Raw genomic sequence first — 12223 nt, forward strand, 5'->3', positions numbered from 1 at the left:
GCGCCGCAAGGGCGCCCTTCCTGGGTCGTTCGGGGTCAGATCAGTAGCCCGAGAGAATGTTGTCGACGTCGCGGCGGACCTCGTCCTTGTCCTTGCCGACCTTGGCCTGCAGCCTGCCGATCATCTGTTCGCGCTCGCCGCGCGCTTCTTCCAGGTCGTCGTCGGTGAGGTCACCGTAGATCTCGCGGAGCTTGCCTTTGATCTGGGTCCAGTTGCCTTCGATGCGATCTTGGTCCATCTCGAATTCTCCAATAATCCTAGGGGTTTGAGCCGTCCCACCGCGGGGCGGCCCGTCATCTCGTCTGTATAGGGAAAACGCAATTCGCTGGCCGGAGTTCCAGCCGTTGCCGCCGTCAGACGATATTTTCCGTCACGCCGGGCAGATTGAGCCAAGTATCGCGCAATTGGGCACTGTCATGATGGACCAGGAAACCGTGGCGGTTCTCGGGGGTCATGACGCTGTTCTCGGCAATCTTCTTGGACCACCAGGGGAACATGGTGTCATGTGCGCGTGCCTCGGGCGGCAGATCCTCGAACCACCAGTGCGCCATGAGCCGTTCGCGCAGGGTCTGGATGCGCTCGGGCCGGGTGACGCGCACCGCCGCTTCGGTATCCCAGTAGAGCGAGCGACCGTTGAGATTGGCCGATCCGACCAGCGCGAACGAGTCGTCCTGCACGAGGATCTTGTTGTGGACGTGGATCAGCGGAGAGCCCGAGAGCGTCTGGATCGTGTCGCGGGCGGCGAACCGGGGCTGCACCGGCGTGGCGACGATGATGCGGTCGCCGAAGCTGTCGCGCACCATTTCGATCGCATCGTGCTGAAGCGACATGCCATAGCGGGCGTCGACGCCGATCTCGCTGGAATAGGCGACCTCGTCGGGCAGGCCGGGCAGGATGAGGATGGCGTGGAGATCGGGCCGCCGGCGGCCTTCCTTGGCCAGCCGCCGGGCCAGGCCACGAGCGCGGAAATACTGGGTCTCGATATAGACCATGTCCTTGGCGCGCTTGAAGGCGCGGACATGATCCTCTTCGATCTCGTGCAGCAGCGTCTTGGGCGAGACGTAGGGCAGTTGCGTCGGACGCGGGGCCGAGAGCGTGCGCCGGATGTATTTCATCGGCGCGGGCTTGCGGCAGGCGTCGATGCTGGTGAGGAAGGTCTTGACGTGATGCGCCGCCTCGATCGCCTCGGGACCGCGTACCAGAAGCTGGACGTCGGACCATGTATGCGCGGCGATCCGGTCATGCTGGGGCGTGTCGTAGCGCCGTTCGTTCAGGTCGAGCCCGCCGACGTAGACCACCTCGTCGTCGATCACGGCGATCTTCTGGTGATGCGACGTGGTGTGCAGCTCGGGCAGGGCGCCATTGTCCAGGCGCACGGCCTCGCGCAGTTTCTGGTCGTCGCTGAGCGCCATCAGCCGCTTGGACCGGCGCCGCAGGACAGCCGGAAGGAAGGCCAGCCAGGGGAGGCGCCCGGCCTTGGCCGGGTGGAGGTGCGGGGTGACACGCAGATTGTGGATCGAGCAATCGGAGACTTCGGCCAGCGCGGCGGCCTGGCGCACGGTACGCCAGGTCAGTCGGTGCAGTTCGGTGGCGAAGATCGGATCGAAATCACTGACGGTGATGTGGATGCGCACGCCGCGGCAGAGGACGTGTTCCAGAAGGTCGAACCACGTCTCGCCGATTTCGCGGGCCTCCGGGCTGCGCAGCTGCGTGGCCAGGTCGAAGATGCGAAAGGAGCCCCAGATATGCGATTTGGCAGCAAGCACGGCGCGCTCGAACACGGGCCACGCCTCCTGCGCGGTTATCATCACCTGGAAGTCTGGATCGTCGCCATTCTGCATCACGTTGCCGACTCGAAGTCCTTTCGTTCGAACGTGACGTGCAGACCGTAGTGGTCGTCGTCTTCCGTCACCTCCTGGTGGCCGTCAAGCTGGCTGACAAACGCCTTCATCAACTTGGTGCCAAGGCCGCTGATGGTCTCGACCTCGGGGATGGGCCGGAGCATGATCGGACCCTTGGAGTTGATGACGCTGAGCTGATATTGCCCGCCGGACTGTTCTTTCAACGTAACCCGGACGGACGGGGTTTCATCCTTTTTCGCCCCGACATATTTCAGCGCGTTGGTCAGTGCCTCGGCCAGCAGCATCGAGAGCGGCACCGCCTGGTCGGGGTAGAGCGGCAGCGCATCGAGTTCGCGCTCGATCTTGATGCCGGGGACGGTCATCATGGTGGAGATGTCGGTGACGACCGCTTCGAGCAGCTCGTTGGCCTCGATCGTCAGCAGGTCGGGCGTGGTGTAGAGTGTGCGGTGCAGCATGGCGAGGCCATTGACCCGCCGTTGCAGGCTGGCCAGCATGAACTTCGCCTCGGGCGTCTTGGCGCTGCGCAGCTGCATGTTCATGATCGAGGCGATCATTTGCAGGTTGTTCTTGACGCGGTGGTGCACCTCTTTCAGCAGCACCTCCTTGTCCTTGAGGTCCTTGTCCTGCCGCGCCTCGGATTCGGCGATGATGATCGCCATGCGGTTGAAGGCGCGTTCGGCCTCGGCAAATTCCTCGGGCGGGTTTTGCAGGCGCAGGGGGAAGCCGTCACGCTGGCCCAGCGCGAAGCGGCGCATGGCCGAGCGCAGATCGCGGACATGGCGGATCACGACGCGGCGCAGTTCGTACCAGGCGAAGGCGAGCCCGGCCGCCCAGATCGCAAAGGGAAACAGAAGATTCAGAACGTAGAATGCGAGCGCGCCGCCCCAGACGGAGGTGCGCGCGGGCCAGCTTGCGATGACGCTGACCTGGTCCTGGAAGATGCTGGCCACCGCGTAGATGCGTTCCTCGCCAAGGCCGTCCTCGCCGGTGAAGGTGGTGCCGACATGGCGGGTGAGATCCTCGGGGTCGATCATCTGCGGCAGGATGTCATCGGCATTCTCGCGGCCGCCGCTGGCGGAAATGGTCTGGCCATCGTTGGTGAAGGTGACGAAGCGCAGTTCATGGTCGTACCGGGGCGATGTGAGCGGCTGGTAGGTGAGGCGTAGCGGAACCGAGAGCGAGACAATGCCCGTCAGGCTGCGATCGACGTAGACGGGATGGTTCACGACCAGCACGGGTTGCTGGCTTATGGAGCCGAGCGGCGCGACATAGACACTGGGACCGTCCGCGTCGAGCGCACGTTGCAGGCGCTCGAGCGTGCGGAAGTCGCGCACCTCGTCTCCCTCGGAGCCGCATTCCATGATGCCCGAAAGCTTGGTGTAGCCGGCGAAGGCGATGTGGGCGTTGGTTTCGGCGAATTCGCGCATGACCTCGCGGCAGGCGGGGGCGTCATCGAGGATCGACAGCGCTGCCAGGCCTTCGGCAGAGCCGAGAGTCTGCTGGATCAGTTCGCGTTCGTCCCGGGCCGCAGAGGTGGTTTCGAAGAAAAGTGCGTTGCGGCGCAGGTTCTCAGTCTCGTCCAGGACCTGGTCGGTCTGATAGACGGCGATGACGCCGAGCGGGAACAGCGCCAGCGCCAGCAACGCAAAAAGACGGAACGACAGCCGGTTGACCATCGTTCCGTATGCGTCGAGCAGGGCTTTGGACTTCTTAGGCAACGCTTTTGTTCGCCGATACGATGCCCGCGGTGACCGCGTCCGTCGTTTCGAGTACCTGATCCTCGTCCAGATGCATCAATTCCACCAGTCGCGCACGGGCGCGGTTGACACGGCTCTTGATCGTACCCACGGCGACACCGCAAGTTTCCGCGGCTTCCTCGTAGGAAAAGCCGCCGGCGCCGACCAGCACCAAGGCTTCGCGCTGTTCGTCGGGCAGCTTGTCGAAGGCAACGTGAAAGTCGCGCATCTGCAATCTGCCATCGTGGTCCGGCTTTTTCGCCAGCGACGCAGCCAGTTCGCCGTCGGTGTCGGACACCTCGCGGCGCGCCTTGCGATGATGGGAATAATACGTGTTGCGCAGAATTGTAAAGAGCCAGGCGCGCATGTTCGTGCCGGGCTGAAACTTTTCGATATTGGTCCAGGCTTTAACCAGGGCGTCCTGCACCATATCGTCGGCCAGCGCGGAGTTGCGCGTCAGGCTCATGGCGAACGCCCGCATGGGCCCGAGGTGTTCGACCAGTTCTTCACGCGGGTCGCTCATGAATTGTCGTCCGTCCCGGAAGATTTGTCCGCACCGTGCCCGCTTGTCTTGAGCTGCTCCAGCAGGTCAGTGAAGCGAGACGGCAAAGGCTCACTGGCCACATCCTCGAATGCGCGCTTGAGGTTTTCGTCGATGGTATTTTGCACTCTTGAATTCCGTTTATCTCGAGTCATTTTGTCTTTTGGCCACATTTGTATAGTGTGTCTGGAACTTAACCACGCTATGCGTGTTGGGTTCCATGAAAGTAGAATAAAACTGGAAGCTATCAAATGAGCGAAACCAACTCCGCGGAACTTAGCGAACAGATCGGTGCAAATTTGCCTTATTTGCGCCGGTATGCACGTGCATTGACCGGGTCGCAGGAACGCGGCGATCAGTACGCGGTGGCGGCGCTGGAAGCGGTACTGAGCGATCCCAGCGTTTTCGACGCCTCGATCGCGTCCAAGACGGCCCTGTTCAAGGTTTTTCAACCGATCTGGGCGACGTCCGGCGCGGTGTTTTCGGACGACGAGACCGGGCTTCAGGCGAAAGCCCAGGCGCACCTGGCGAAGTTGACGACTAACACGCGCGAGGCTTTGCTGCTTCATACGATCGAAGAGTTCAGCTTTGCCGAAGTGGGTGTGATCATGGACATTTCGGAAGACGAGGCGCGGTCGCTTGTCGATATCGCCTATGACGAGATGTCGAGCGTTCTGTCGGGACGCGTGATGATCATCGAGGACGAGGCGATCATCGCGATGGACCTTGAGGGGATTGTCGGCGACATGGGGCACCGCGTGACGGGCATCGCCCGCACCGAGGCCGATGCGCTGAAGCTGTTCAACGAGGAAACGCCCGACCTGATCCTGTCGGACATCCAGCTGGCCGACGGTTCCAGCGGGATCGACGCCGTCAATGGCATTATGGAAAATGCGCCGGATGTTCCCGTCATTTTCATCACGGCGTTCCCCGAACGCCTGCTGACCGGCGAAGGGCCGGAGCCGGCATTCCTGATCCCGAAACCCTACCAGTCGGACCAGGTCCGCTCGGCGGTGAGTCAGGCGATGTTCTTTTCGTCGACCGAGACGCTGAAGGCCTGACACCCGCGTCAGCGCGTTTCATTGAAAAAGCCCCGGCGTAGGCCGGGGCTTTTTTCGTTGGGCAGGGACGCAAGAAAGGGCCAGCGGTGTCGCGGGCCCCTGCCGCTGCGTCGGTGGTGCGGGCGGGTCACCAGTGGGTGCGGTTGAAAGCCCGCGCCACCAGGGCGATCACGAAGAGCACCATGAAGACCACGAACAGCACCTGAGCGATGCCGGCCGAAGCTGACGCGATGCCGCCGAAGCCGAAAATCCCGGCGATGAAGGCCACGACCAGAAATATAAGGGCCCAATGAAACATTTGCTCGATCCTTCGATTACAGTCGATACGCGACCATAACGATCAAGCTGCGCGCGGGTTCCGGTGGATTTTCGCGCGTTGGAGGAGAGTTGCCTATTGCGGGTCCTGCACGTCCACGGCCGTGATGCCGCCGGAAATCGCCCCTTCGAGATCGATGTCCGTGAAGGGCCGCGACACCACGCGCAGGCTTGGAGAGCCCGCCGCGACGCCGCTGTCGTCCAGCAGCACGATGTGCGTGCGTTCGGCGCTGAGCGCCGTCAGCAGGGTGCCGCGATCCTCGGTATCGGGCAGGCCGATGAAGGCGAAGGAGAAGTGTCTTTCGCTGAGCAGTACACGCGCACGGTCGGTATCGCTCTCGACGATCACCTCTCCGAGTGAGCGCGACTGAGCGAAGTCCGCCAGATCGGCGGCTTCGAGCGTTTTACGTGAAGACACCAGCACAAGGTCCTCGCGCGGCGATGTATTTTGCATTTACTACCCCCTCGGTATTGGTTGAATATGACACAGAATCATGACGTCCACATTAAACTGCGACATAGATTGAGAAGATGGCCATCGACTGCGCTGCCTGCCCACTGAGAGAGCTTGAGCTGTTCGCGCCGATGTCGGACGAAGAGCTTGAATTCATGAAAAGTTTCAAGACCGGCGAGCTGACGGCCGAGCAGGGCACCGAGATCCTGGCCGAGGGGGCCTCGTCGACGCAGCTTTACACCGCGCTGAGCGGGATGGGGATACGCTACAAGACGATGGAAGACGGGCGCCGGCAGGTGGTGGGCTTTGTGCTGCCGGGCGACTTTGTCGGATTGCAGAGCGGCGTCATGGGAGAAATGCAGCATTCGGTCGAGGCCACGACGACGATGAAGCTGTGCGTGTTCAACAGGTCGGATTTCTGGCGGCTGTTCAAGTCGCAACCCAGGCGGGCGTTCGACCTGACGCACCTGGCCGCGCGGGAAGAGCAGATGCTGGGCGAGGCGCTGGTCACGATCGGGCAGATGAACGGGGTCACGCGCGTGGCCTGGGCGCTTTACAGGTTCTTCCAGCGGCTGCGGGCGCTGGACATGATGAAGAATGGCCGTGTTCCGCTGCCCTATCGCCAGCAGGACCTGGCCGATGCGGTGGGCCTGTCGCTGGTGCATACAAACAAGACCCTGACGCGTCTGCGAGAAGCGGGCGTGGCGACATGGCAGGACGATTTCCTGGTCGTGCACAAGGAACAGGAATTGGCCCGCCTGGGCAACGTGGAACCCAATACGATCTCTTTGCGTCCTCTTATCTGAATGATGGAGGATATCGCCCGTGGCAGAGCGGCTGGTCTATTACCCGGACAGCAACCCCGGTATTCGCCGCGAGAAGCGGGGGCGGGGCTTTTCGTATATCAACGTGGACGGCACGCGCATCGACTGCCCCAGGAAGCGTCGCGAGCTGAAGGCGCTGGCGGTGCCGCCGGCCTATACCGATGTGTGGATGGCACCGATGGCCAATGCGCATCTGCTGGCCACCGGGCGTGACGCGCGGACACGCAAGCAATACAGGTATCACCCTGACTGGTCGGCGCAGCGGTCGCAGACCAAGTTCGACGGTCTGGGCACGTTCGCCCGGAGCCTGCCGCGCCTGCGGCGCTGGATAGATCACAACCTGTCGGGCGACGTGGGCAGCGAGGACATGGCCGTGGCCGCGGCGCTTGCGCTGATCGACCGGGCGGCGTTACGGCCCGGCGCGAAGAGCTATGCGGACGAGAACCGGACCTATGGCGCGACCACGTTGCAGGCGCGCCACATGAGCATCGAGGGAGACTCGGTCGAGCTGTCGTTCAAGGGGAAGGGCGGAGAGCCGGTCGAGAAGACCCTGAGAGGCACCAAGCTGGCCAAGGTGCTGGAAGCGTGCCAGGACCTGCCCGGGCCATCGCTGGTGTCGTGGGTGGATGAGGACGGAGCCGCCCGCGCGGTATCGTCCGAGCAATTGAACACGCGCCTGGAGGCGCTGTGCGAGACGCGCGCCACGGCCAAGACGCTACGCACCTGGCACGGCACGTTGGCGGCGTTCTTGGCGGCGGAGGACGCCGAGGAGATCAGCATCAAGATGCTGGCAGGCGCCGCCTCGGAGCGGCTGCACAACACGCCCGCCATCGCGCAGAAAAGTTACGTCCACCCCGATGTGCTGGATCTGGCGCGGGCGGAAACGGGCGCGCGCAAGCGGAAATTGCCGCCAATCAAGACCGCGCGGGACGGGTTTCGGCGCGGCGAGGAAGCGCTGATCAAGTTTCTTTCGTGATCGCCAATTTTTTCGGAACCGCGCACCAGCCGCGGCGTTGGGCCAGTGAAACGAGACGGATAGGAGACGATATGTCAGCACCCGAAACAAATCTGGAAACGCAGAAGAAACGCCATATCGGTCCGCTTGGCGGTATGTTGCTGGTGGTTGCGTTCGCCGCGATCCTGTTCGGGCTGTTCTACATTTTCGCAACCAGCGACGACCCGACAGATGACGGTGCCTCCGCACCTGCAGCGACCAGCGAGGAACCTGCAGCCGCCGAGGACACCAACTGAGCGGTGCAGACCGGCACCGCGGCAGACATCATCGTGCCGGGTCTGTTCGTGGCTCTGAACCTTGTACTCGTCGCATTCGGCATCGCGTCGAAGAACAGAATGAAACGGCAAGAGCGCGCGGAGTGCGCGACTGACGCCAAGACATAGCGCTGACTGCATCCCCGTCCCCTGTCAGCGCGGCGCGCGCGACGCGCCCAGCACCGCAGTCCGTCCCAGACTGCGGTGCTTTATTTTCTGGGAACCGTATTTGATTTCAGTCGTTTACAGGATGAACCTTATGAGAGGGGAGTAACGATGAAACGCTTTGCATTTGCCGTACTGATGGGAACCCTGCCCGTGACCGCGACCGCTGGATCACTGGCGGACGAATTGAAGGCCTACGTGGTTGCTGTGGACGTGGCCGCGCTGGACGACGAGGCCCGCGCCGAGCTTCGGACCATCATGGACGATCCGGCCAAAAGCCATGGCAACAAGGTGCTGAGCGTTCACACCGTTCTTGACCGGAACAACGCGCTGCGCGATGTCGACATTCACGGCGGCCCGCTGGATGAAGGCGAGGCGCAGGTCGATCTGGCTTCGCTCAACTGAACGAAATCGTTGGAACTGAGCGCCCGACATGCGCGTGCCCGCAGCCCGGGCGCGCGCATTTTTCCTGCGCGGCGCTTCTCAGCGCTGTTCTTCTACTTCCGGCATGACCTGGGCGTAGGTCAGAACGGTAAAGATCATCGTGCCGCCCACCACGTTGCCGAGCAGGACGGGCAGGAAGAAATCCAGAAAGGCGGGGCCGACCGCGAGCTGGCCCTGGACCATGAGGTAGGCCATTTCGACGGATCCGGCGATGACATGGGTGAAGTCGCCGAGCGCGATGAGCCAGGTGAAGAGCACGATCAGCCCGATCTCGTTGCGCTTGGACGAGGGCAGCATCCAGACGATCGCGGCGATCAGCACGCCGGCGGGAATACCGCGCATGAAGCCTTCGAACGGAGGAAAGCTGGTGGCGTGGCGGCTTAGATCGGTGAAGGCGGCGGCGACGTCATCGGACAGGACACCGCCGAAGGCGAAGAACGCGGCGACGATGAAGGCGCCGACGATGTTGGCCACCAGAACCGCGCTCCACAGCCGGGCGGTGCGGCCAATGGTGTGGGCGCACGGGTCGATCATGACGGGGACGACCGTGGTGATGGTGTTTTCGGTGAACAGCTGAAGCCGGGCCATGATGACCAGCACGAAGCCCAGCGAATAGCCGAAATTCTCGACGATGTAGGCCCATTCCGCGTCCGGCAGGTGGGAGCGCAGGATCGCCTCGGTCAGGACCGAGAAGGAAATCAGAAGGCCCGCGGCGATGCCCGAGAACCACAGGGCGGTCATCGGCCGTTCGAGCTCTTCCTCGCCGTTGCGGCGGATCGACTCGAAGATCAGGCGCGGTGACAGCGCCGCGGCTTCCTCGATGGCTTCCTTTTCCTTTTCCTGCTTGATCAGATCGTTATCGGACTTCGACATTACCCACTCCGGTCATCGGCTCATTGGCTGCACGTATCGCGGTTACACCACGTTTGCGGGAACAAATAGGGCTGCGCGACGTTTTATCTCCAGCATTATTCGGAGACACCGTCATGGCACAGTCGAACGGTTCGTCCATCAAGGACGAAGACACTTACGAGGCGCTGCGCGACAAGGGCTACAGCAAGTCCAAATCCGCGCGGATCGCCAATGCCCAGGCCAATGACGACATGGCCCCGTCGAAGAAAGGCGGCAAGGCGCCGCCTTACGAGGAATGGTCGAAAGCCGACCTTTACGATCAGGCCCAGAACGTCGGCATCGAGGGTCGGTCGGACATGACCAAGGAAGAGTTGATCGATGCGCTGAGGCGCGACTGAGATGGCGTTTTCCCAGGGCGACACCGTTGAATGGGACTGGGGCAATGGCACCGGTCAGGGTGAGGTCAAGAAAGTCTACACCCAAAAGACGACCGTCAAGATCAAAGGATCGGAGATTACGCGGGAGGCCGACGACGACTGCCCGGCGTACCTGATCCAACAGGAAGACGGCGACGAGGTGCTGAAAAGTGCCAGCGAAATCCGCAAAGCCTGAAACAAACGTGAGACTGACGCGTTAGACACGCAGAAAAGGAGACAAGCATGTTGGAGATTGGTGGCCTTGGTGGCCTTATCGTTCTGGTCCTGGATATCTGGGCCTTGGTGAATATCATCGGCTCGGGCGCCTCGACCGGCAAGAAGGTCCTGTGGAGTTTGCTGGTGATCATCCTGCCGATTATCGGCTTCATCATCTGGCTGATCGCAGGCCCGCGCAGCGCGGCGGCCTCGAAGGTATAACTGTACTGAAATTCTGAATTTGCGGGGCGCATCCGGTGGATGCGCCCCGTTTTCGTTTCGCGCCGTCCGGGGCAAGGACGGGCGACTTCTATTTCTGATAGATTTGTTTGGGTATTGAGTGTCCGGGCCGGATGTGAGAGACATTCGCCAAAGCGTCCCCAAGCCGAGACCCGTCTTTTGCCAGGCCGACGCACGAACATGGCCGGCTGCAGAAGACCGGGGATGCACACGAAAGCGCGACTTCAGGGCAAGCGGCGTTCCAAATCCCCCATCTTTCGCGATAGTCACGGCCGTGAAGCGCTTGACCGCGCCGAGAATTGGTTTGAAACGTGGCCCGGCCTGCATCTTGCGGGATGCGGCGCGGATCACGTGAAAGGGAGACGCGAGATGAAAAGGTTCACCACCGCCCTCATGGCGATGCTGACGGGGATCGCCGGCATGCAGGCCGCAGTGGCGCAGGAAGAAGAGCTGGGCGAGGCCGTCCTGATCGAGCTGAACGCCACCAAGGCGAACGAGAGCAGCTGCACGCTGACCTTCCTGGTGATAAACGGCCATCCCACCCAGATCGACAAGGCGGTTTACGAGACCGTGCTGTTCGACAGCGAGGGCCAGGTGGATCGCCTGACCCTGTTCGATTTCGGCGCGCTGCCCCCGGGGCGGCCGCGTGTGCGGCAGTTTTCCGTGCCCGGCATGGCCTGTGACGGGCTGGGCCAGGTGCTGATCAACGGGGCGCATACCTGCGAGGCGGCCGAGCTGCCCGACACCGCCTGCGAGACCGGGCTGAAGCTGGAGACGCGCACGAATATCGAGGTGACGGGATGAACGGGATTCTGGAAAGCCTGCGCCAGGTTGCGGACCTGGGCGGTCCGGTCGTCATGATCCTGCTGGCGGTCTCGGTGGTCACGCTGGCAACGGTGCTTTACAAGCTGTGGCAGTTCTCGGCTGCCGGGGTCGGACGGCACAAGGCGATGAAAGAGGCGGTCGAGGCGTGGGACGAGGGTGACCTGGCGGCCGCGCTGGCGGCGCTGAAGCAATCGAAGAGCTACCTCGCTCCGGTCGTCGAGATGGCGTTTTCCGCGCAGCCCCAGGACCGCAAGCGGCTGGAGGCGGAGGCGGAATCGCGGTTCGCGCGGCTGGAGCGCGGCTTTCGCCTGCTGGACAGCGTGGCGCAGTTGGCGCCGCTGCTGGGCCTGTTCGGCACGGTTCTGGGCATGATCGAGGCGTTCCAGTCGCTGCAGGAAGCCGGGGCGCAGGTCGATCCGTCGCTTCTGGCGGGTGGTATCTGGGTGGCGCTGCTGACGACCGCCGTGGGGCTGGCCGTGGCGATGCCGACCTCGATGGTGCTAAGCTGGCTGGAGGGCCGGATGGACGGCGAGCGTGTCACCGCAGAGCGGGCGATTTCGACGGTGCTGCATCCACAGGGCCGCCCGGCGCCTGCGGCGGATTTCGAAGCGGAGCCGGGCCGTGCGTAAGACCTCGCGGCGCAGGCGCTTGTCGATGACGTCGCTGATCGACGTGATCTTCCTGCTGCTGTTGTTCTTCATGCTGTCATCGACCTTTTCGCGCTTTGCGGAGGTCGAGCTGGCCGCAGCGGGAGCGGGGGGCAGCGGCAGCAGCGAGACCAAGATCAGCTTTCTGCGCCTGAGCGACGAGGACCTGAGCCTGAACGGACAGCAGGTCGAATTGGACGGGTTGAGCGCCGCCTTTGCCGAGATGCCGCAAAGCGACGAGGCGCGGCCCGTGGTGGTCAGCCTGCGCGACGGCGTGACGGCGCAGCGCCTGACCGATCTGCTGGTCGTGCTGCGCGGCATCGAGCGCGTCAGCATCAGCGTGCTGGGGTCCTGAG

Annotated in this window: 19 protein-coding genes; 11 read left to right on the forward strand and 8 right to left on the reverse strand. The window is 62.8% G+C overall.

What is annotated here, in order from left to right; genetic code table 11:
• Positions 1–40 precede the first annotated feature (40 nt).
• The 5 genes from FIU89_RS05560 to FIU89_RS05580 all read right to left on the reverse strand — a co-directional run bounded on the left by FIU89_RS05560 (position 41) and on the right by FIU89_RS05580 (position 4267).
• Complete coding sequence (locus tag FIU89_RS05560) at positions 41–238, reverse strand: CsbD family protein (RefSeq protein ID WP_152491679.1); 198 nt, start codon at positions 236–238, stop codon at positions 41–43.
• Positions 239–353: 115 nt separating this feature from the next.
• A complete protein-coding gene (locus tag FIU89_RS05565) occupies positions 354–1841 on the reverse strand; it encodes a phospholipase D-like domain-containing protein (protein WP_152491680.1) in 1488 nt (495 codons plus the stop codon).
• Positions 1841–3580 (reverse strand): sensor histidine kinase, encoded by a 1740-nt coding sequence (locus FIU89_RS05570; RefSeq protein WP_152491681.1) that lies wholly within the window; start codon positions 3578–3580, stop codon positions 1841–1843. The genes FIU89_RS05565 and FIU89_RS05570 overlap by 1 nt, the downstream gene beginning before the upstream one ends.
• Positions 3573–4121, reverse strand: coding sequence for an RNA polymerase sigma factor (locus tag FIU89_RS05575; RefSeq protein WP_152491682.1), 549 nt, complete (start codon positions 4119–4121; stop codon positions 3573–3575). Before FIU89_RS05575 ends, FIU89_RS05570 begins: the two co-directional genes overlap by 8 nt.
• Positions 4118–4267, reverse strand: coding sequence for a NepR family anti-sigma factor (locus FIU89_RS05580; RefSeq protein WP_315899485.1), 150 nt, complete (start codon positions 4265–4267; stop codon positions 4118–4120). Before FIU89_RS05580 ends, FIU89_RS05575 begins: the two co-directional genes overlap by 4 nt.
• Before the next feature lie 123 nt (positions 4268–4390).
• On the opposite strand from FIU89_RS05580, the gene FIU89_RS05585 reads away from it, so the two are divergent.
• A complete protein-coding gene (locus FIU89_RS05585) occupies positions 4391–5200 on the forward strand; it encodes a response regulator (RefSeq protein WP_152491684.1) in 810 nt (269 codons plus the stop codon).
• 127 nt (positions 5201–5327) lie between these two features.
• Here FIU89_RS05585 and FIU89_RS05590 read toward each other — a convergent pair whose 3' ends face one another.
• Both FIU89_RS05590 and FIU89_RS05595 read right to left on the reverse strand, forming a co-directional pair.
• Positions 5328–5498 (reverse strand): DUF1328 domain-containing protein, encoded by a 171-nt coding sequence (locus FIU89_RS05590; RefSeq protein ID WP_152491685.1) that lies wholly within the window; start codon positions 5496–5498, stop codon positions 5328–5330.
• 93 nt (positions 5499–5591) lie between these two features.
• On the reverse strand, positions 5592–5969 hold the full coding sequence (locus FIU89_RS05595) for a hypothetical protein (RefSeq protein ID WP_152491686.1): 378 nt from the start codon (positions 5967–5969) through the stop codon (positions 5592–5594).
• Between the two features lie 77 nt (positions 5970–6046).
• Here FIU89_RS05595 and FIU89_RS05600 point away from each other — a divergent pair, with 77 nt between their 5' ends.
• The 4 genes from FIU89_RS05600 (at position 6047) to FIU89_RS05615 (ending at position 8632) form a co-directional block, all read left to right on the forward strand.
• Positions 6047–6775 carry a Crp/Fnr family transcriptional regulator gene (locus FIU89_RS05600; protein WP_152491687.1) on the forward strand — a complete coding sequence of 243 codons (729 nt, stop codon included), beginning with the start codon at positions 6047–6049 and terminating at the stop codon, positions 6773–6775.
• A gap of 19 nt (positions 6776–6794) precedes the next feature.
• The gene (locus FIU89_RS05605; RefSeq protein WP_254701797.1) at positions 6795–7769 is read left to right on the forward strand and encodes a DNA topoisomerase IB; all 975 of its coding nucleotides are present in this window, start codon (positions 6795–6797) and stop codon (positions 7767–7769) included.
• A gap of 71 nt (positions 7770–7840) precedes the next feature.
• Entirely contained in the window at positions 7841–8044 is a 204-nt protein-coding gene (locus FIU89_RS05610; RefSeq protein WP_152491689.1) for a hypothetical protein, read from the forward strand.
• A 294-nt stretch (positions 8045–8338) separates the two neighbouring features.
• A complete protein-coding gene (locus FIU89_RS05615) occupies positions 8339–8632 on the forward strand; it encodes a hypothetical protein (RefSeq protein WP_152491690.1) in 294 nt (97 codons plus the stop codon).
• Positions 8633–8710: 78 nt separating this feature from the next.
• Here the strand turns inward: FIU89_RS05615 and FIU89_RS05620 are convergent, their stop codons facing one another.
• Positions 8711–9544, reverse strand: coding sequence for a formate/nitrite transporter family protein (locus tag FIU89_RS05620; RefSeq protein ID WP_152491691.1), 834 nt, complete (start codon positions 9542–9544; stop codon positions 8711–8713).
• Positions 9545–9657: 113 nt separating this feature from the next.
• Between FIU89_RS05620 and FIU89_RS05625 the strand changes: the two genes are divergently transcribed.
• From FIU89_RS05625 to FIU89_RS05650, 6 genes are all read left to right on the forward strand, one after another.
• Entirely contained in the window at positions 9658–9921 is a 264-nt protein-coding gene (locus tag FIU89_RS05625; protein WP_152491692.1) for a Rho termination factor N-terminal domain-containing protein, read from the forward strand.
• Position 9922: 1 nt separating this feature from the next.
• Positions 9923–10135, forward strand: coding sequence for a DUF2945 domain-containing protein (locus tag FIU89_RS05630; protein ID WP_152491693.1), 213 nt, complete (start codon positions 9923–9925; stop codon positions 10133–10135).
• Positions 10136–10182: 47 nt separating this feature from the next.
• Positions 10183–10377: a PLDc N-terminal domain-containing protein gene (locus tag FIU89_RS05635; protein ID WP_152491694.1), complete on the forward strand. Its 195-nt coding sequence runs from the start codon at positions 10183–10185 to the stop codon at positions 10375–10377.
• 387 nt (positions 10378–10764) lie between these two features.
• Positions 10765–11199 (forward strand): hypothetical protein, encoded by a 435-nt coding sequence (locus tag FIU89_RS05640; RefSeq protein WP_152491695.1) that lies wholly within the window; start codon positions 10765–10767, stop codon positions 11197–11199.
• Positions 11196–11849 (forward strand): MotA/TolQ/ExbB proton channel family protein, encoded by a 654-nt coding sequence (locus FIU89_RS05645; RefSeq protein ID WP_152491696.1) that lies wholly within the window; start codon positions 11196–11198, stop codon positions 11847–11849. The genes FIU89_RS05640 and FIU89_RS05645 overlap by 4 nt, the downstream gene beginning before the upstream one ends.
• Before the next feature lie 25 nt (positions 11850–11874).
• Complete coding sequence (locus FIU89_RS05650; RefSeq protein WP_152491697.1) at positions 11875–12222, forward strand: biopolymer transporter ExbD; 348 nt, start codon at positions 11875–11877, stop codon at positions 12220–12222.
• Position 12223: the final 1 nt, after the last annotated feature.

It is taken from the genome of Roseovarius sp. THAF27 (assembly GCF_009363655.1).
GTDB lineage: Bacteria > Pseudomonadota > Alphaproteobacteria > Rhodobacterales > Rhodobacteraceae > Roseovarius.

Excerpts from the sequence above, each read along its gene's own strand:
- FIU89_RS05560 (WP_152491679.1), bottom strand. The coding sequence starts at position 238 with ATGGACCAAGATCGCATCGAAGGCAACTGGACCCAGATCAAAGGCAAG.
- FIU89_RS05565 (WP_152491680.1), bottom strand. The coding sequence starts at position 1,841 with ATGCAGAATGGCGACGATCCAGACTTCCAGGTGATGATAACCGCGCAG.
- FIU89_RS05575 (WP_152491682.1), bottom strand. The coding sequence starts at position 4,121 with ATGAGCGACCCGCGTGAAGAACTGGTCGAACACCTCGGGCCCATGCGG.
- FIU89_RS05585 (WP_152491684.1), top strand. The coding sequence starts at position 4,391 with ATGAGCGAAACCAACTCCGCGGAACTTAGCGAACAGATCGGTGCAAAT.
- FIU89_RS05590 (WP_152491685.1), bottom strand. The coding sequence starts at position 5,498 with ATGTTTCATTGGGCCCTTATATTTCTGGTCGTGGCCTTCATCGCCGGG.
- FIU89_RS05595 (WP_152491686.1), bottom strand. The coding sequence starts at position 5,969 with ATGCAAAATACATCGCCGCGCGAGGACCTTGTGCTGGTGTCTTCACGT.
- FIU89_RS05600 (WP_152491687.1), top strand. The coding sequence starts at position 6,047 with ATGGCCATCGACTGCGCTGCCTGCCCACTGAGAGAGCTTGAGCTGTTC.
- FIU89_RS05610 (WP_152491689.1), top strand. The coding sequence starts at position 7,841 with ATGTCAGCACCCGAAACAAATCTGGAAACGCAGAAGAAACGCCATATC.
- FIU89_RS05615 (WP_152491690.1), top strand. The coding sequence starts at position 8,339 with ATGAAACGCTTTGCATTTGCCGTACTGATGGGAACCCTGCCCGTGACC.
- FIU89_RS05620 (WP_152491691.1), bottom strand. The coding sequence starts at position 9,544 with ATGTCGAAGTCCGATAACGATCTGATCAAGCAGGAAAAGGAAAAGGAA.
- FIU89_RS05625 (WP_152491692.1), top strand. The coding sequence starts at position 9,658 with ATGGCACAGTCGAACGGTTCGTCCATCAAGGACGAAGACACTTACGAG.
- FIU89_RS05630 (WP_152491693.1), top strand. The coding sequence starts at position 9,923 with ATGGCGTTTTCCCAGGGCGACACCGTTGAATGGGACTGGGGCAATGGC.
- FIU89_RS05635 (WP_152491694.1), top strand. The coding sequence starts at position 10,183 with ATGTTGGAGATTGGTGGCCTTGGTGGCCTTATCGTTCTGGTCCTGGAT.
- FIU89_RS05640 (WP_152491695.1), top strand. The coding sequence starts at position 10,765 with ATGAAAAGGTTCACCACCGCCCTCATGGCGATGCTGACGGGGATCGCC.
- FIU89_RS05645 (WP_152491696.1), top strand. The coding sequence starts at position 11,196 with ATGAACGGGATTCTGGAAAGCCTGCGCCAGGTTGCGGACCTGGGCGGT.
- FIU89_RS05650 (WP_152491697.1), top strand. The coding sequence starts at position 11,875 with ATGACGTCGCTGATCGACGTGATCTTCCTGCTGCTGTTGTTCTTCATG.